Origin of the sequence: Streptomyces violens, from assembly GCF_000717745.1 — a bacterium.
In the GTDB taxonomy this organism is placed as follows: Bacteria; Actinomycetota; Actinomycetes; order Streptomycetales; family Streptomycetaceae; genus Streptomyces; species Streptomyces violens.
In genome coordinates this window covers 20,817-38,387 of record NZ_JOBH01000027.1, presented here as the reverse complement: position 1 = coordinate 38,387, position 17,571 = coordinate 20,817, and the positions used below count along the sequence as shown (strand labels likewise).

12 protein-coding genes are annotated in these 17,571 nt (G+C 71.4%); 4 read left to right on the top strand and 8 right to left on the bottom strand.

What is annotated here, in order from left to right; translation table 11 throughout:
* Nucleotides 1-238: 238 nt before the first annotated feature.
* The 3 genes from IF04_RS0134090 to nsdA form a co-directional block, all read right to left on the bottom strand.
* Entirely contained in the window at nucleotides 239-577 is a 339-nt protein-coding gene (locus IF04_RS0134090; RefSeq protein ID WP_030267115.1) for a P-II family nitrogen regulator, read from the bottom strand.
* Complete coding sequence (locus tag IF04_RS0134085) at nucleotides 574-2,025, bottom strand: ammonium transporter (RefSeq protein WP_051831811.1); 1,452 nt, start codon at nucleotides 2,023-2,025, stop codon at nucleotides 574-576. Before IF04_RS0134085 ends, IF04_RS0134090 begins: the two co-directional genes overlap by 4 nt.
* Nucleotides 2,026-2,297: 272 nt before the next feature.
* Nucleotides 2,298-3,785 (bottom strand): transcriptional repressor NsdA, encoded by a 1,488-nt coding sequence (gene nsdA / locus IF04_RS0134080; protein ID WP_425428487.1) that lies wholly within the window; start codon nucleotides 3,783-3,785, stop codon nucleotides 2,298-2,300.
* A 443-nt stretch (nucleotides 3,786-4,228) separates the two neighbouring features.
* Between nsdA and IF04_RS0134075 the strand changes: the two genes are divergently transcribed.
* Nucleotides 4,229-4,906 carry a bifunctional DNA primase/polymerase gene (locus IF04_RS0134075; RefSeq protein WP_030267110.1) on the top strand — a complete coding sequence of 226 codons (678 nt, stop codon included), beginning with the start codon at nucleotides 4,229-4,231 and terminating at the stop codon, nucleotides 4,904-4,906.
* 358 nt (nucleotides 4,907-5,264) lie between these two features.
* On the opposite strand, the gene ftsY is transcribed toward IF04_RS0134075, so the two are convergent.
* Complete coding sequence (ftsY, locus tag IF04_RS0134070; protein WP_030267106.1) at nucleotides 5,265-6,494, bottom strand: signal recognition particle-docking protein FtsY; 1,230 nt, start codon at nucleotides 6,492-6,494, stop codon at nucleotides 5,265-5,267.
* Between the two features lie 154 nt (nucleotides 6,495-6,648).
* Here ftsY and IF04_RS0134065 point away from each other — a divergent pair, with 154 nt between their 5' ends.
* From IF04_RS0134065 to IF04_RS0134055, 3 genes are all read left to right on the top strand, one after another.
* Nucleotides 6,649-7,872, top strand: a complete 1,224-nt coding sequence (locus IF04_RS0134065; protein WP_030267102.1) for an NAD(P)/FAD-dependent oxidoreductase — start codon at nucleotides 6,649-6,651, stop codon at nucleotides 7,870-7,872.
* Between the two features lie 234 nt (nucleotides 7,873-8,106).
* Nucleotides 8,107-9,570, top strand: coding sequence for a purine-cytosine permease family protein (locus IF04_RS0134060; protein WP_030267099.1), 1,464 nt, complete (start codon nucleotides 8,107-8,109; stop codon nucleotides 9,568-9,570).
* 94 nt (nucleotides 9,571-9,664) lie between these two features.
* Nucleotides 9,665-10,648 (top strand): LLM class flavin-dependent oxidoreductase, encoded by a 984-nt coding sequence (locus IF04_RS0134055; protein WP_030267097.1) that lies wholly within the window; start codon nucleotides 9,665-9,667, stop codon nucleotides 10,646-10,648.
* A gap of 184 nt (nucleotides 10,649-10,832) precedes the next feature.
* On the opposite strand, the gene IF04_RS0134050 is transcribed toward IF04_RS0134055, so the two are convergent.
* From IF04_RS0134050 to IF04_RS0134035, 4 genes are all read right to left on the bottom strand, one after another.
* The gene (locus IF04_RS0134050) at nucleotides 10,833-12,227 is read right to left on the bottom strand and encodes a sugar porter family MFS transporter (RefSeq protein WP_425428486.1); all 1,395 of its coding nucleotides are present in this window, start codon (nucleotides 12,225-12,227) and stop codon (nucleotides 10,833-10,835) included.
* A 300-nt stretch (nucleotides 12,228-12,527) separates the two neighbouring features.
* Entirely contained in the window at nucleotides 12,528-16,337 is a 3,810-nt protein-coding gene (locus IF04_RS0134045) for an AAA family ATPase (RefSeq protein ID WP_030267092.1), read from the bottom strand.
* Between the two features lie 291 nt (nucleotides 16,338-16,628).
* Nucleotides 16,629-16,835, bottom strand: a complete 207-nt coding sequence (locus IF04_RS0134040) for a hypothetical protein (RefSeq protein WP_030267089.1) — start codon at nucleotides 16,833-16,835, stop codon at nucleotides 16,629-16,631.
* Nucleotides 16,836-17,215: 380 nt separating this feature from the next.
* Nucleotides 17,216-17,497, bottom strand: coding sequence for an acylphosphatase (locus IF04_RS0134035; RefSeq protein ID WP_030267085.1), 282 nt, complete (start codon nucleotides 17,495-17,497; stop codon nucleotides 17,216-17,218).
* Between the last annotated feature and the right edge of the window lie 74 nt (nucleotides 17,498-17,571).

Below are 17,571 nucleotides of genomic sequence, written 5' to 3'. Positions count from 1 at the left end.
CCGTTGGTCCCCTCCGTACAAGCCGACTCCGTACAAGCCGACGTACAACCCGAGTGGACCGGCGCGTCCCCCGGGCGCCCCGGCAGTACCGGAGCCGGCCCGCCGGGCCCCACAAGACCGCACCCGCCAAACCGAACGCTTCCCCCTCGCCCAGCAGGGCAGGGCGAGGGGGGCACCATCTCCCGCGGAACGAACCGGCCGGGCGCATCCATACAACCGGCCGGTACGCGCCTCGCGCTCAGAGCGCGTCCGGTCCCCGCTCCCCCGTGCGGACGCGGACCGCCTCGTCGACCGGGACGCTCCAGACCTTGCCGTCGCCGATCTTGCCGGTGCGGGCCGCCTTCACGACGACCTCGACGAGCTGTTCGGCGTCGGCGTCCTCGACCAGCACCTCGATGCGAATTTTGGGGACGAGGTCCACGGTGTACTCGGCGCCGCGGTACACCTCCGTGTGGCCGCGCTGCCGGCCGTATCCGCTGGCCTCGGTGACCGTCAGGCCGTGCACGCCGAATGCCTGCAGGGCCTCCTTCACCTCGTCCAGCCGGTGCGGCTTGATTACTGCCGTGATGAGCTTCACGCGTCCACCTTCTTCGCCTTGCCCGGAGTCCCGCCCTGGGCCCGATCCGATGTTCCTGCCTGCGAGGCCGGAGCCGTGTCTCCCTGGGCTTCCTGAGCCGAAGTGTCACCGGAGCCGGAGCCCGCGGCCGGCGCCGCCGTACGGGTCAGGGACGTGCCGCCGCCGGTGCCGCCGTAGTCGTACGCCGTCTCCGCGTGGGCGGCCTGGTCCACGCCCGCCAGCTCCTCGTCCTCGCTGACCCGGAAGCCCATCACCAGGTCGACGACCTTGGCAAGGATGAAGCTGATCACGAGGGAGTAGAGCAGGACGCAGACCACGCCGACGGACTGCTTGCCGAGCTGGGCCAGGCCGCCGCCGTAGAAGAGGCCCTTGGCGTCGCTCTGCACGCCGCCGGTGGCGAAGAAGCCGATGAGCAGGGAGCCGACGACACCGCCGACGAGGTGGACGCCGACGACGTCGAGGGAGTCGTCGTAGTTGAACTTGTACTTGAGGCCGACGGCCATGGCGCACAGGACGCCGGCGATGATGCCGATCGCGATGGAGCCGAGGGGGCTGACCGAGCCGCAGGCCGGGGTGATCGCGACCAGACCGGCCACCGCACCGGACGCGGCGCCGAGCGTCGTGAACGAACCGTGCCGCAGCTTCTCGTACGCGAGCCAGCCGAGCATCGCCGCACCCGTGGCGACCTGGGTGTTCAGGAAGGCGACCGCGCCCACGCCGTCGTCGTTGCCGAGCCAGGAGCCGGCGTTGAAGCCGAACCAGCCGAACCACAGCAGGCCCGCGCCGAGCATGACCAGCGGCAGGCTGTGCGGCCGCATCGGGTCCTTCTTGAAGCCGATCCGCTTGCCGACGACGAAGAGAACGCCCAGGGCTGCCGCACCGGCGTTGATGTGGACGGCCGTACCGCCCGCGAAGTCGATCACGCCGAGCTCGAAGAGCCAGCCGCCGGCGCCCCACACCCAGTGGGCGACGGGGAAGTACACGACCGTCACCCACAGCACGATGAAGAGGGCCCAGGCGGAGAACTTCACGCGGTCCGCGAGGGCGCCGCTGATCAGCGCGGGGGTGAGAATCGCGAACATCAGCTGGAAGGCCGCGAAGACGTAGACCGGGATGCTGTAGCCGTCCCAGAGCTCGGTGAGGCCGATGCCGCTGAGGCCGAGGTAGTCACCGGACCAGCCGATGAGCGAGCCGTGGTCGGTGCCGAAGGCGAGGCTGAAGCCGTACAGCACCCACAGGACGGTCACCAGGCCGAGGCTGATGAAACTCATCATCAGCATGTTCAGGACGCTCTTCACGCGGACCATGCCGCCGTAGAAGAACGCGAGCGCGGGGGTCATCACCATCACCAGGGCGGTGGCGATCAGCATGAATCCGGTGTTGGCCGGGCTCAGCTCGACTTTTTCTGCCGAGAGGCTCACTGCGTTCGTCAGGATGCCTGGGGGCATCGGCGTCTCCTCGTCGTCGATGCGGCCCGTGCGGGTGTGGTGCTGATGGGCCGGCTTTCGCCACGAGGTTGGCGCAGCGCCGTTTCCGGAGAAGCGCCCCGGTGTTTCGCGGTAGTGACGAAGGCGACAGCGGTGTTACGCCCGGATGAACGCCTGTGGGGGCCACCGAAACCCGGAGCCGACCGCGATCACGTCCTCAGACCTGGCGATGGGGGAGCCGAGTCGGGCTGTACGGGGCGTGATCGCGGCCGGGGTTTTCGGGGGCCTGCCCGCTAGACCGCCTCCGCGGCGGTCTCCGGCAGGTGGTGCTGCAGTTCTTCGGTCAGCTGGATCACCTCGGCGACCTCGGAGTACTCCCGGGCCGCGGTGTCCACGGTCTTGCGCAGTCGGGTGTTGACCCGCTCCGAGCGCACCTGCTTCGCGAACGGTATGGCCTGGTGGGCGAGGTCCGCGCACTGCTCGGGCTCGCGCTGCAGCAGGTGGACGGTGGCCATGCCGATGAGATTGAGGGCGTACGAGCGCTGGTGCTCGGGGTCCTTGCCGAAGAGCTCGACGGCACGCTCCATGACCGGGTGCGCCAGCGAGGCGTACGTGGGGCTGCGACCGGCGACGTAGGCGAGGTCACGGTACGAGTGGGCGTTCTCGGCGTTCAGCTCGGCCTCGGAGAAGAAGCGGATCCAGTCCGGCTCCAGCCGCGCGCCGGGCTCCACGTCGGCGAAGGTGTCCTCCGCCATCCGGACGGCCCGCTTGACCTTGCTGGGCTGGCCCATGCCGGCGTACGCGCGGGCCTCCATCGCATACAGCATGGCCTGCGTGCGCGGCGTGGCCATTTCGCGGCTGCCGTACTGGGCGAGATGGATCAGCTCCAGGGCGTCGTCGGGGCGCCCGAGGTGGATCATCTGGCGGCTCATGCTGGAGAGGATGTACGAGCCGAGCGGCTTGTCGCCGGCCTCCTTGGACGCGTGCAGCGCGAGGACGAAGTACTTCTGCGCCGTGGGCTGCAGGCCGATGTCGTAACTCATCCAGCCCGCCAGCTCGGCGAGCTCGGCGGCGACCTTGAAGAGTCGCTTGGAGACCGCTTCGGAGTGCGACTCCTGGAGCAGGTCGGTGACTTCGTGGAGCTGCCCGACGACGGCCTTGCGGCGCAGTCCGCCGCCGCACTGGGCGTCCCACTGCCGGAACATCATGGTCGTGGACTCCAGCAGCTCCAGCTCGGGCTGCGAGAGCCGGCCGCCGCGGCGGCGCCCGGTCTCGGGCCCGGCCTCGTCCGCGGTCCCGGCGGGCGTGGGCACCAGCCAGCGCTGCATCGGCTCGATGAGGGCGGGCCCGGCGGACAGCGCCAGCGAGGTCCCGAGGAAGCCGCGCCGCGCGAGCATGAGGTCGCTGCGCGAGAACTCGCTGATGAGGGAGACCGTCTGGGGCCCGGCCCAGGGGAGGTCCACGCCGGAGACCGACGGGGACTGGTGTGCCGTGCGCAGGCCGAGGTCCTCGATGGACACGACGCAGCCGAAGCGCTCGGAGAACAGCTCCGACAGGATGCGCGGGATCGGCTCCCGGGGCTGCTCGCCGTCCAGCCAGCGGCGGACCCGCGAGGTGTCGGTACTGATGTGGTGTGCGCCCAGCTGCCGGGCGCGGCGGTTGACCTGGCGGGCGAGCTCGCCCTTGGACCAGCCGCTGCGCACGAACCACGAACCCAACTGCTCGTTCGGGCGCTTGTCAGCGCACGTGCCGCCGTTGCCGCCCAACTCGAACGCCCCCATCCGGATCTGTCGTCCTGTCACGAACCTCCGACAGGATGCCGCTCTTTCGCGACGCCTGTCCTGGAGTGACCCCAGCCGACCACGGATTCCGGCCGCCGGAAAGCCGCCAAGCGGTCACTCTGCTTGCCTTTGGCATACCCATGTGGCGGATACCCCTCCCGGTTCGTGCACCGAAAGTAATCCTACGATCACGCCTCCCGCGAGGCCGATCCAGGAAACGCCACCATTCGCCACCCCTTCGAATGAACTCCTCCGCGGCTCCGCGCGATTGACTTGACACAGGTCGAGAAGGGTTGGGCGGAGAGGAGCACTCAAGGGCGCGCGTGTCACGCCGCACAACCCACAGCGCTCCGTCACCCCGTCAACGACCGCGACTGGCAACGGAGCGTCACGGCAACACTCCGGCACGTAACCACTGACCTGCGGGACCCGTTGGAGGGGGCATGGGCTTCACGATCGGCGGCATCCGGGAGTTTCGCGACATTCGCCACGGCGCCAGGCGGCGGGTCCGCTCAGCCGAGACCACGGCGGTGGCGGAGTACACCGGGCTGTGGGGCTGGGACGTCGTGCCCGGCGCCCGCGCGGTGCGGCGCGGCGACGGACGGGCCGCCTGCTCGTGCGGGGCGGCGCGCTGCGCCAGTCCCGGCGCCCACCCACTGCCCTTCGCCGACGTACTGCCCGCCGGCGCGACGCTGGAGAAGGCGGCGGCGGTCTGGGCGGAGACGCCGGGCGCCTCGGTACTGCTGCCGGTCGGCCGCAGCTTCGACATCCTGGACGTACCGGCCGCCGCGGGGCGCACGGCCCTGGTGCGCCTCGAACGGATGGGGCTTCCCCTGGGGCCGGTGGCCACCACCCCGACCGGACGGGCGCTGTTCTTCGTCGCGCCGGGCGCCGCCGCCGGGATGCCGACGCTGCTGTACCGCATGGGCTGGGACGACGCCTCGCTGGACCTGCGGCCGCTGGGCCCGGGCGACCACATCGTCGCGCCGCCGTGCGACCTCGCGGGGCTGGGCCCGATGCGCTGGCTGCGGCCGCCGACGCTGGACGGCGTGGGCCATCCTCCGGAGGCGAAGCTGCTGCTGGGCACCTTGGCGTACGTCTGCCACCGCCTTTGCGCCTGAACCGGCGAGCGCCTTGCGCCTAAACCGGCGCCGCTCTCGCGGACGTGGCTGGTCGCCGTAGGGGTTGCTCAATTGATGGTTGCGGTCCGCGAGGGGAAGACAACACGTCAGCCGCGCCGCATCCATCCACCCGCCCCCGCTCCGATCCAGCCGCCCGCCCTCCCCCTCGCGCACCGCACCCGCCCGAAAACCACCGCCCCGCGTCCGGTCGAGGGGCGCGTCATCCCCGTGCCGTACCGCCGGACGCAAGCACCGAGCCCCGTCGCACTCCGTGTGCGGCGGGGCTCGGTGTCTCCGTATCGGTGCCGGGACCCTGCGCGGGACCCGGACGCGGGCTGCTAACCCGTCCACGCTCCGATCAGTCGCCGATCAGCGCGTCGACGAACGCCTCGGGCTCGAACGGCGCGAGGTCGTCCGCGCCCTCGCCGAGGCCCACCAGCTTCACCGGCACGCCCAGCTCGCGCTGGACGGCGACGATGATGCCGCCCTTGGCCGTGCCGTCCAGCTTGGTCAGCACGACGCCGGTGATGTCCACGACCTCGGCGAAGACCCGGGCCTGCACCAGGCCGTTCTGACCGGTCGTGGCGTCCAGGACGAGCAGTACCTCGCCGACCGGGCCGTGCTTCTCCACGACCCGCTTGACCTTGCCCAGCTCGTCCATCAGGCCGGTCTTGGTGTGCAGCCGGCCGGCGGTGTCGATCAGTACGACGTCCGCGCCCTCGGAGATACCTTCCTTCACCGAGTCGAAGGCGACCGATGCCGGGTCGCCCTCCTCGGGGCCGCGCACGGTGCGGGCGCCGACCCGGTCGCCCCAGGTCTGCAGCTGGTCGACAGCGGCGGCGCGGAAGGTGTCGGCCGCGCCCAGTACGACGGACTTGCCGTCGGCGACCAGGACGCGGGCGAGCTTGCCGGTCGTGGTGGTCTTGCCGGTGCCGTTGACGCCGACGACCATGACGACGCCGGGGATCTCCTCGCCGTTCGGGCCGATGCCGTTCGCCGTGTGCACGGAGCGGTCGGCCTCGGTGCCGATGAGGGTGAGCAGCTCCTCGCGGAGCAGGGCGCGCAGCTCGTCGGGGGTGCGGGTGCCGAGCACCTTAACGCGCTCGCGCAGCCGCTCGACCAGCTCCTGCGTGGGCTGCACACCGACATCCGCGGTGAGCAGCGTGTCCTCGATCTCCTCCCAGGTGTCCTCGTCGAGGTGCTCGCGGGAGAGCAGCGTGAGCAGGCCCTTGCCCAGGGTGTTCTGCGAGCGGGAGAGCCGGGCGCGCAGCCGGACGAGCCGGCCGGCGGTCGGCTCCGGCACCTCGACCGGGGGCGCGGCGGGCGCCTCCGGCTCGGCGACCGGCGCTTCCTCGACGAGCGTGGCGCCGGAGTCCGGCAGGCCCACTTCTTCGATGGTGCGACGTTCCTCGTCGCGGGGGGTCTCGGCGTCCTCACCGACCTGCGGTTCCGCAGGGGGCGCGGTGACGGACGGGGTGGTCGGCGGGGGCGGCGGCAGCTGCTTCTTCCGACGGCTGCTGACGACGAGCCCGCTGATCGCGCCGAGCGCGACCACAGCGATGACTACAGCAAGGATGACGATTTCCATAACTCCCTCAGTATCGGGCACGCACCGCCCCCGGGGCCGCACGCCACAGATTCGGCGAATGCGGTTGTCCACTGTCCAGGATTAATCTGGATGTGTACTATCCGGATTCACTCCCCGCGGAACCGAGCCGCGGGGCACTGGAAGGAGAATCCGGATGCCGGACATCCTGATTGTGGGCGGCGGCTTCGCCGGGATGTGGGCCGCCGCGGGCGCCGCCCGCCTGCTGCGCAGCCACGACGCCTCCCCCACGGTCGCGCTGCTCACCCCGGACCCCGACCTCACGATCCGCCCCCGGCTGTACGAGGCGGACCCGGCCGCGTACCGGGTCCCGCTCGACCGCGTCCTGGGCCCCATCGGCGTACAGCGCATCGCCGCGACCGCGACCGCCATCGACGCCGCCCGCCGGGTGGTCACCGCCGACGGCCCCGAGGGGCCCGCCGAGCTCCCGTACCGGCGGCTGGTGCTGGCCACCGGCAGCGCGCTGGTCCGCCCGCGCTTCCCCGGCGCCCGGCTGCTGCACGACATCGACACGATGGACGCGGCCGTCGCCCTGGAGAAGCACCTTCAGGCGCTGCCGGACGCGCCCGCGGGCCCCGGCCGGTTCACCGTGGTGGTGGCCGGCGCCGGGTTCACGGGCGTGGAGGCCGCGGCCGAGCTGACCGGCCGGCTGCGGGCGGTCGCCGCGCCGCACGGAATGGCGAACGAGGTCGAGGTCGTGCTGGTGGAGCGGGACACGGTCGTCGGGCGCGGGCTCGGCGAGGCGGCCCGGCCGGTGATCGAGCGGGCGCTGGACGAGCTGGGTGTGGTGTGCCGGCTCGGCGTCACGATCGAGCGCGTCGACGAGCGGGCCGTCCACCTCTCCGACGGCAGCGCGATCCCGTCCCGTACCGCCGTGTGGACGGCCGGTGTACGGGCCAGCGGCCTCACCGCGCAGCTCCCCGCCGAGCGCGACGGCCTGGGGCGGCTGGCGGTGGACGAGTGGCTGCGGGTGCGCGGGGTGCCGGAGGTGTACGCCGCCGGGGACACCGCGGCCGCGCCCGCCGAGGACGGTCACACCGTCACGCAGAGCTGCCAGCACGCGACGCCGCAGGGAAAGTTTGCGGGGCACAATGCCGCGGCCGATCTGCTGGGGCTGGACCGGGCGCCGTTCACCACCGATCCTTATAGCACCTGCCTCGATCTGGGCGGCGCGGGCGCCGTGCTGACCAGCGGCTGGGACCGGGCGCTGCGCGAGGTGCCGGTCGCGTACGCCAAGGCGCGCAAACGCGCCATCAACGAGAGCTGGATCTACCCGCCGGTCGACGACGCCGAGGAGATCCTCCGCCGGGCCGACTACCGCGTGGGCCAGCGCCGGCCGATGCCGGAGCCCACCGCCTGACCAGTGCGTCCTTCCAGGTCCTGGGCTCTCCGACGAAGAGTGTGACGCGAGTGACTCGTCGGAGGGTCCAACGGACCTTACGGGAGGAAGTTGGTGCAAAGTACGATGGGAATGGCCGCGCAACGCGCGTAGAGTCCTCGACGGCCACCGCGCCCCGCAGCCAGGCATCACCGCCGCTGCCGACTGCCCCCTGTGGGGGTGCCCCTGCCCCAGCGCACGAGAGACACCTGCACCATGGACACCACGGCCTCCCCCGAGACCCAAGGAACCGTAGAGACCCGCGGAATCGAGCCCGTTCCCGACAGCGAACGCCAGGGACGGGTCCGGGAACTCTTCCCGACCTACGTCGCCGCCAACATCAGCGTGCTGCTGCTGACCATGGGCGCCGCCCTCGTGGTCTTCAACCGCCTCAACTTCTGGCAGGTGCTGGTCGTCGCGGTGATCGCCGCGGCGGTCTCCTTCGGCCTCACCGGTCTGCTGTCGGTCTCCGGCAAGTGGGGCGGCGCGCCCGGCCTGATGCTCTCGCGCGCCACCTTCGGCGTCCGCGGCAACTACTTCCCCGGCATGATCCTCTGGGTCGCCCGCTTCGGCTGGGAGACGATCAACGCCGTGACCGGCGCGTTCGCCCTGCTGACGATCCTCAAGCTGCTCCTCGGCGTCGAGGCCAACAAGGTCCTCACCCTCGTCACGCTGCTCGTCTTCGTCGCGGTCACGTTCCTGGTGAGCGGCATGGGCCGCAAGGTCCTCAACATCTGCAACAAGTGGTCGACGTACCTCTTCGGCGTCTTCAGCGTGCTGGTGCTCGTCTACCTGATCGCGAAGATGGACTGGCACGAGGTCTTCGCGCAGAAGGCCGGCACGACGGCGATGATGATCGCGGGCGTCGGCACCATCGCGGCCGGCGGCCTGAGCTGGGTCCCCTCGGGCCCGGACTTCACCCGCTACCTCCCCGGCTCGGCCTCGGGCAAGAAGATCGTCGGCGCCACCGTCTCCGGCGCGGGCCTGGTCATGGTCCCGATGGTCCTCATGGGCGCGGTGATGACGTCCAAGACCCCGGACCTGGCCAAGGCCAGCGACCCGGTCGCGTTCCTCGGTGACATCCTGCCGACCTGGCTGGCCGTCCCGTACCTGCTCACCGCCGTGATCGGCATGCTGCTGATCAACAGCCTGTCGATGTACTCCGCCGGCTTCACGGCGCAGACCATGGGCGTCAAGCTGCCCCGGCCGCTCGCGGTCAGCGTCAACGCGATCATCAGCCTGGTCGGCGGCGGCTTCATGATGCTGGTCGCGACCAGCTTCATCAGCCAGTTCATCGCCTTCCTGACGCTGCTCGGCGTCTCCTTCTCGGCCTGGATCGGCGTGTACGCGATCGACATGGTGCGCCGCGCCAAGCGCACGGTGAAGTACGACGCCGAGGCGCTCATGGACATCTCCCGCACCAGCCGGTACTGGTACAAGGCGGGCTTCTGCTGGCAGGCGATGACCGCGTGGACGGTCGCGCTGGCGCTCGGCCTGTGCCTGACCAAGGTCGACTGGTTCACCGGCCCGCTGGCCGGCACCTGGCTCGGCACGCACGGCCTGGGCTGGGCCGTCACGATCGCCGTCGCGGCCGTGGTCTTCGCGGTGCTCCCCGCGCCGCGCGAGAACGTCCCCGCGGAAGGTGACGCGAAGCCGGAGCCGGTACCGGCCGGGCGGTAACCGCCCGGGCGCCCGCCGCGTCCACCCTCTCCACAACTGACACAGCATCAGCTAACGTCCCCTTCGCCACCTCAGCGGCGAAGGGGACGTTGTCATGCCCGTCACTGTCCTGCGCTTCAATCTGGTCGACCCGGCCCCCACCCCGGAGGGCCTGGCGGCGCGCTATCAGGCGGCCGTCGCGATGGCGAAGTACGCCGACGACCTGGGCATCACGACGGTGCAGACCGAGGAGCACCACGCCACCGACAACGGCTGGATGCCCTCGCCGCTGACCTTCGCCGGCGCCGTGCTCGGCGCCACCCGCCGGATCGCCGTCACGGTCTCCGCGCTGATCACCCCGCTGCACGACCCGCTGCGGCTGGCCGAGGACCTGGCCGTACTGGACCTCCTGGGCGGCGGCCGGCTGGTGACCGTCGCGGGCCTGGGCTACCGGCCCGAGGAGTACGCGGCGCACGGCGTGGACTGGCGGCGGCGCGGCGCGCTCCAGGACGAGGTGCTGGAGACGCTGCTGCGCGCCTGGACGGGCGAGCCGTTCACGTACCGGGGGCGCACGGTCCGCATCACCCCGCGCCCGGCCACGAAACCGCACCCGCTCCTTCTGGTCGGCGGCGGCTCGCGCCCCGCGGCGCGGCGCGCGGCCCGCCTCGGACTGCCGTTCTTCCCCAGCGCGCACCTGCCCGAGCTCACCGCGTACTACCACCAGCAGTGCGCCGAGCACGGCCACGAGGGCTGGGTGATGGAGCCGCCGGCCAGTACGGCGCTGCTGCACGTCGCGGAGGACCCGGACCGGGCCTGGGCGCGCTACGGGGAGCACTTCCTGTACGAGGCGCGGACGTACGCGGGCTGGCAGGTCGCCGGCATCCGCTCGGCCGTGCGGTCGGCGGCAACGGACGTGGCGACGCTGCGCCGGGAGGGCGTGTACCGGGTGCTGGCGCCCGAGGAGTGCGTGGCGTACGCGGGCAAGGCGGAGGCGTCGGACTCGCTGATCCTGCATCCGTTGTGCGGCGGTATGCCCGTCGACGAGGGCTGGCGGTCACTGCACCTCTTTGCTGAGCGGGTGCTGCCACAGCTGGGCTGAGGACGCGCATCGGGTCCGGCCGCATTGTCAGTGGCCCCCAGTACTGTGCTGAGCAGGGGGCCTGCATTCCCCCATGGGGGAAGGGTGGGGTGAAACGGTACGCCCGGCGCCGGACATGCGGCTGCCCCGGCTCCATCGGGGAGCCGGGGCAGATCCGTGGTGAGGAGAAAGGCTGGCGGGGGGGTTAGCCCATCTCCTCCAACGCCTTGCCCTTCGTCTCCTTCACGAACTTGAGCACGAAGGGGATCGAGAGCAGGGCGAAGATCATGTAGATCACGTACGTACCGGAGAGGTTCCACTCCGACAGGCTCGGGAAGGTCGCCGTGATCGCCCAGTTGGCGATCCACTGGGCCGCCGCGGCGACGCCCAGGGCCGCGGCACGGATCTTGTTGGGGAACATCTCGCCGAGGAAGACCCAGACCACCACGCCCCAGGAGAGGGCGAAGAAGAGCACGAAGAAGTGGGCCGCGATCAGGGCCACCGTGCCCTCGGTGGCCGGCAGCGTGCCGCCGGCGGTCTTCGCGGCGAAGGCCCATGCCTCCAGCGCGAGGGCGATCGCCATACCGGCCGAACCGATCAGCGCCAGCGGGCGGCGGCCGATCCGGTCGACGAAGAGCATCGCGATCACGGTGCCCAGGATGTTGATGATCGAGGTGGTGAAGCTGTAGAAGAACGAGCTGCTCGGGTCGATGCCGACGGACTGCCACAGCGTCGAGGAGTAGTAGAACGCGACGTTGATGCCGACCAGCTGCTGGAAGACCGAGAGGCCGATGCCGATCCAGACGATCGGCAGGAAGCCCGCCTTGCCGCCGAGCAGGTCCTTGAAGGTGGACTTGTGCTCGCTGCGCATCGCCAGCTCGATCTCGTTCACCCGGAGGTCCAGGTCGACGGCCTGGCCCTCGACCTCGGAGAGGACCTCCTTGGCCTTGTCGTGCCGGCCGACGCTGATCAGGAAGCGGGGCGACTCGGGGATCGCGAAGGAGAGCAGGCCGTAGAGCACGGCCGGGACGACCATGACGCCGAGCATCCACTGCCAGGCTTCCAGGCCGGCGATCTCACCGCGCTGGTCGCCGTCGGCGAGGTTCAGGATGCCCCAGTTGACCAGCTGGGAGACGGCGATGCCGATGACGATCGCGGCCTGCTGGAAGGAGCCGAGCCGGCCGCGGTACGCGGGCGGCGCGACCTCGGCGATGTAGGCGGGGCCGATGACCGAAGCCATGCCGATGCCGAAGCCGCCGATGACCCGCCAGAGGGCCAGGTCCCAGATCGCGAAGGGCAGCGCGGAACCGACGGCGCTGACCGTGAAGAGCAGGGCCGCGATCTGCATGACGCGGATGCGGCCGATGCGGTCGGCGATGCGGCCGGCGACGGCGGCACCGATGGCGCAGCCGATCAGGGCAATGGCGATCACCTGGGCGAGCCCGGCGGAACCGACGTCGTAGCGGTGCCGGATCGCCTCGACGGCACCGTTGATCACGGAGCTGTCGTAACCGAACAGGAAGCCGCCCATCGCGGCAGCCGCGGTGATGAAGATGACATGGCCGAGGTGGTCGGGCTTGGCCTTGCGGCCTTCCGCCATCGTCGGCTGCGCGGTGCTGGTCAACGTGTACTCCAGTGGCCCGGCTGCGCTGCCGGGCGTCGGGGGCTGGCCCTCCAGGGGCGGCTGCGAACGCGGCACGCACCACTTGAAGGTAAAAGCAACGTTGCAGAGACTATGCCTTCAAGTTTCTAAGTCAATAGGGGGTACGGAATTGATTTAACCCGTCACTGTCGGCAAGCAGCTTCATGTTGAGTTCATGTTGTGAACACTGCCGCGAACGCTGCAGGTCGGCGGCCCACACGCGTGTTCCCACCCGTGTCCCCACCCATGCACAGCGCCTCAGTGCAGCCGCTGACTGATGACCTTCGATACACCGTCGCCCTGCATGGACACGCCATAGAGCGCGTCCGCGACCTCCATGGTCCGCTTCTGGTGCGTGATCACGATCAGCTGGGAGCTCTCCTGCAGCTCCTCCATGATCCGGATCAGCCGCTGCAGGTTGGTGTCGTCCAGCGCCGCCTCGACCTCGTCCATCACGTAGAACGGGCTCGGCCGCGCCTTGAAGATCGACACCAGCAGCGCCACCGCGGTCAGCGACCGCTCGCCGCCCGAGAGCAGCGAGAGCCGCTTGACCTTCTTGCCCGGCGGCCGCGCCTCCACGTCCACGCCGGTGGTCAGCATGTTGTCCGGGTCGGTCAGGACGAGCCGGCCCTCGCCGCCCGGGAACAGCCGCGCGAAGACGCCCTCGAACTCGCGGGCGGTGTCCCAGTACGCCTCCGTGAACACTTGCTCGACCCGCTCGTCGACCTCCTTGACGACCTGCAGCAGGTCCGCGCGGGTCTTCTTCAGGTCCTCCAGCTGCTCGCTGAGGAACTTGTGACGCTCCTCCAGCGCCGCGAACTCCTCCAGCGCCAGCGGATTCACCTTGCCGAGCTGCTGGTACGCGCGCTCGGCGGCCTTCAGCCGCTTCTCCTGCTCGGCCCGCACGAACGGCACCGGCTGGTTCCGCGGATGCTCCGGGTCCTCCGGCAGTTCCTCGCCCTCGGCGGCAGGTGACGGCGGTACGAGCTGGTCGGGGCCGTACTCGGCGACCAGCCCGGCCGGCTCGACGCCCAGCTCCTCCAGTGCCTTGGTCTCCAGCTGCTCGATCTTCATGCGCTTCTCGGCGCCCAGCACCTCGCCTCGGTGCACCGAGTCGGTGAGCTTGTCCAGCGCGTCCTTCAGCTCGCGGCCCTGGTTGCGCTCGGCGACCAGCGCCTGCTCGCGCTCGGCCTTCGCCCGCTCGGCCGCGGCCCGCTCCTCCTCGGCCCGCACGAGCGAGACCTCGACATGCGCGAGCAGCTGCCGCGCGCCGTCGGCGACCGCCGAGGCGACCCGCGCCTCGTGGCGCAGCCGGGCGCGCCGCTGCTCGGCCCGCGCCCGCGCGTCGCGTTCGGCGCGCGCCGCCCGGTCCAGCCCGTCCGCCCGTCCCGCGAGCCCCTTCACGCGCTCCTCGTGCGTACGGACCTGGAGGCGCGCCTCCATCTCGGTCTGCCGGGCGTTGGCCCCGTCGGCGGCGAGCCGGTCCCGTACGGCGGTGTCCGGCTCCTCCTCCCCCGGGTCCTCCTCGGCCACGGCGAGACGTTCCGCCAGCTCCTCGGCCTCCTCGGTGGCCCGGGCCAGCGCCTCCTCGGCCTTGGCGACCGCGGCCGCCGACCGCTCGGCCTCGCCCGCGGCACCTCTGGCCTGCCCGCCGAGCCGCCCCAGTGCCTGGGCGACCTGCGACTTCTCGCGGTCGGCCACCCGCCGACGCTCCGCCAGCTCCTCGACCAGCGCGGCCCGTTCGGCCCGCCGCTCGGTGGCCAGCCGCTGCTCCTCCGCCAGCTCCTCGCAGCGCGCGGCCAGCTCCGCCAGCTCCGCCGCCGCCTCGTCGACGGACGCCTGCACCTCCAGCAGGCTCGGCGCCCCGGCCGACCCGCCCTGCGCGAAGTGCGCCCCGAGCAGGTCGCCTTCGGCGGTCACGGCGATCACGCCGGGCCGCGCGGCGACCAGGTCCTCGGCGTCCTCCAACGTGCTCACCACGACGACATCGCGCAGCAGCCGCCGCACGGCGGGCAGCAACTCGGCGGGCCCGTCGACCAGTTCAGCGGCAGCGGGCGGCCCGTCGGGGGTGCGCGCGGCCGGTACGGAAACGACGGGGCTGTCGTCATGGGGTACTTCGGGACCGGCGTCCGGACCGGTACGCGCACCCGGAATCGCGGGGTTCTCGCTGTCGGTGTGCGCTTCGTTGTACGGGGTGCCCTCGGGCCTCCCGGCGGTCCGCTCACTGTCCGACGTACCGTCAGCTCCACCCGGTACAGCTGCCCCTGTCGCCCCGTCATGCAGAGACGTATCGCCCAGCGTCCCCACCATGGACCGCTCCCCCGCCGTCCCGGTCAGCGGGCGGTCCGCCGCCGTCGCCGGGAGGAGGACCGCGCGTCCCGCGTCCTGCTTGCGCAGCAGCCGGATGGCCTCCGCCGCGGTCGCCGGGTCGGCGACGGCGATCGCGTCGGCCGCCGCGCCGAGCGCCGCCGCGACCGGGATCTCGTACCCCTGCTGTACGGTCAGCAGCTCGGCCGCCGGGCCCAGCAGCCCGCCCAGCCGGTCGGCGGCGGCCAGCAGCGCACCCGTACCGTCCTTGCGGCGCAGCCCCAGCGCCAGCGCGTCGTGCCGCGCCGCCGTCGCGGCGCGCTTGCGCTCCACCGAGGTCAGCGCCTCGCGGGCCGCGGTCAGTACGCGCTCCGCCTCCGCCAGCTCCTCCTTGGCCCGCTCGTGCTGCCCCGCCAGCTCCTCGTCGCCCGCGTCCAGCCCGTCGACCTCGGCCTTGAGCTGCTCGTACTCCTGCTGCGCCGCCTCCGCGCGGGCCTGCGCCGCGTCCCGCGACTCGGCCAGCCGGTCGATCTCCGCCTGGGCCGAGGCGGCCCGGCCGCGGGCCGCGGTGGCCTGGCCGTGCAGCCGCGCCAGGCCCTCGCGCCGGTCGGCGATGGCCCGCGCGGCGTCCCGCAGCCGGCGCTCCTCGTCCTGGAGCTGCCGTTCCAGCTCGGCGCGGTGCTCGACCATGTCGTCCAGCGCCCGGGTCGCCGCCTCCAGCGCGGCCTCCAGCTCCGCCTCCTGCTCCCGGATGCGGGCCGCCTCGCGCTCCATCTCCTCCGGGTCGCGGCCGCGCCGCTCTTCGGGGGGCGCGGTCTGCGCGCTCTTCACCCGCGCGTCGGCGAGCGAGATCGTGCCGCGTACCCGCTCCGCGAGCTGCGACAGCTCGTACCAGGTCTGCTGGGCGCGCTGCAGCCGCGGCGTCAGCGTCCGTACCTCTTCCTCCAGGGCCGCCTCGCGCCGCAACGCCTCCTTCAGCTCGGCCTCGGTGGCCTCCCGGCGCTGCTTGAGCGCGGCCTCGTCGGCGATCTCCGCACGGAGCGCCTCGCGCAGCGTGACCAGGTCGTCGGCGAGCAGCCGCAGCCGGGCGTCGCGCAGGTCGGCCTGGATGACGGCGGCGCGGCGGGCGACGGCGGCCTGCCGGCCGAGCGGCTTGAGCTGGCGGCGCAGCTCGTCGGTGAGGTCCTGGACACGCGCGAGGTTCGCCTGCATCGCGTCCAGCTTCCGCAGCGCCTTCTCCTTGCGCTTCCGGTGCTTCAGTACGCCCGCCGCCTCCTCGATGAAGGCGCGGCGGCCCATCGGGTCGGCGTGCAGTACGCCGTCGAGCTGGCCCTGCCCGACGATGACGTGCATCTCGCGGCCGATACCGGAGTCCGACAGCAGCTCCTGGATGTCCAGCAGCCGGCAGGTGTCACCGTTGAGCTGGTACTCGCTGCCGCCGTTGCGGAACATGATCCGCGTGATCGTGACCTCGGCGTAGTCGATGGGCAGCGCGCCGTCGGAGTTGTCGATCGTGAGGGAGACCTCGGCGCGGCCCAGGGGCGGGCGGCCCGTGGTGCCGGCGAAGATGACGTCCTCCATCTTGCCGCCGCGCAGCGACTTCGCGCCCTGCTCGCCCATGACCCAGGAGAGCGCGTCCACCACGTTCGACTTGCCGGACCCGTTGGGGCCCACGACGCAGGTGATGCCGGGCTCGAAGCGCAGCGTGGTGGCGGACGCGAAGGACTTGAATCCTCGCAGGGTCAGGCTCTTGAGGTGCACGCCGTTGGACTCTACCTTTCGCGCGCCTATGACCGTGGTCGTCCCGACCGGTCCTGGCGCGCCGCGCCGAGAGCGCTCGTACGAGCGGTCCACGGACGGCGCCTCCGGCTGTGCCCGGCCCTTTTCGGTTTCGCCACGGAACGTGCAGGGCACATCAGACGGTAAGCGGTAAGAGGCCACCGGGAAGCGGGGGCGTGAACGACGAAGGGACGCCGAAGCGTCCCTTGAATCTTCATAGAGCGGTGCCTCAAGTGGCTGTCGTTTCAGCCCGACCGTCCCTTGGGGCGAGGGTCAGGTGAGCGCCGGCTCCGCCTGGGGTACGTCGATGCTGTCGAGCAGCCGGTCGCCGTGACGTGCGGCAGCGGACAGCGCGTCGTTCTCCGCCTGGATCCTGACAAGCTCGGATTCCAGATCCTGAACGCGCTGCTGAAGCCGTCGCATCTCGGCGAGGACTCGGGGGTCGGAGCCGCCGACGTAACCGAGAAGCGCCTTTGCCATGATGGATGGTCCTCCACACTGAGTGACCGACCGAAGCGGTGGTGGGTCGTGAGGGAATCGCACCCGCGGTGTCTGGCATTCTTTGGTCTACGCAATGCCAAACAGCTAAGGTGCGCGGGGATTCCAGAGTCTCACCAAATGGATTGACGGTCAACACGATCACAGCCCGTATCCAAGGGCTCGTGAGCGCACACGCCTGCTGAAGACTCGCGGCGGCGCTCCGGAAACGGCCCCGGGGCGTGGAGATCATCCTTACTGCCGCAGCTTTCCACGGGTCGGCGGAATTGGCAACCACCAGGCGGTTTCTGCCTCCAGCAGGTTCCTGCCGCACGTCATGGAACGGGTCGCGGGCGGCCCGGGCGACGGGTCGGCGCCCTCCGTCAGCGGATCGCGAAGCCGTCGTACCCGCCTCGCGGCGTGTCCCAAATCTCACTCACACCGTCGACCCGGCCGGGCGTGTCCCCGGTCCGCAGCCACTCCAGCAACTCCTCGCACCGCTCCCGGGGGCCCTCGGCGACGACCTGGACGCGGCCGTCCTCCCGGTTGATTGCGAAGCCGACGAGCCCCCCGATGCGCAGCGCGTTGGCCCGGGTGAACCATCGGAAGCCGACACCTTGCACACGGCCGCGCACCCAGGCCGTCAGACGGACATCTTCGTTCATGTGTGCACGCTAACCGGCCAATTGCTCAGCAAGCACTTCGGCCCCATACGTCGTGCCGTACTGTCACTCGGCAT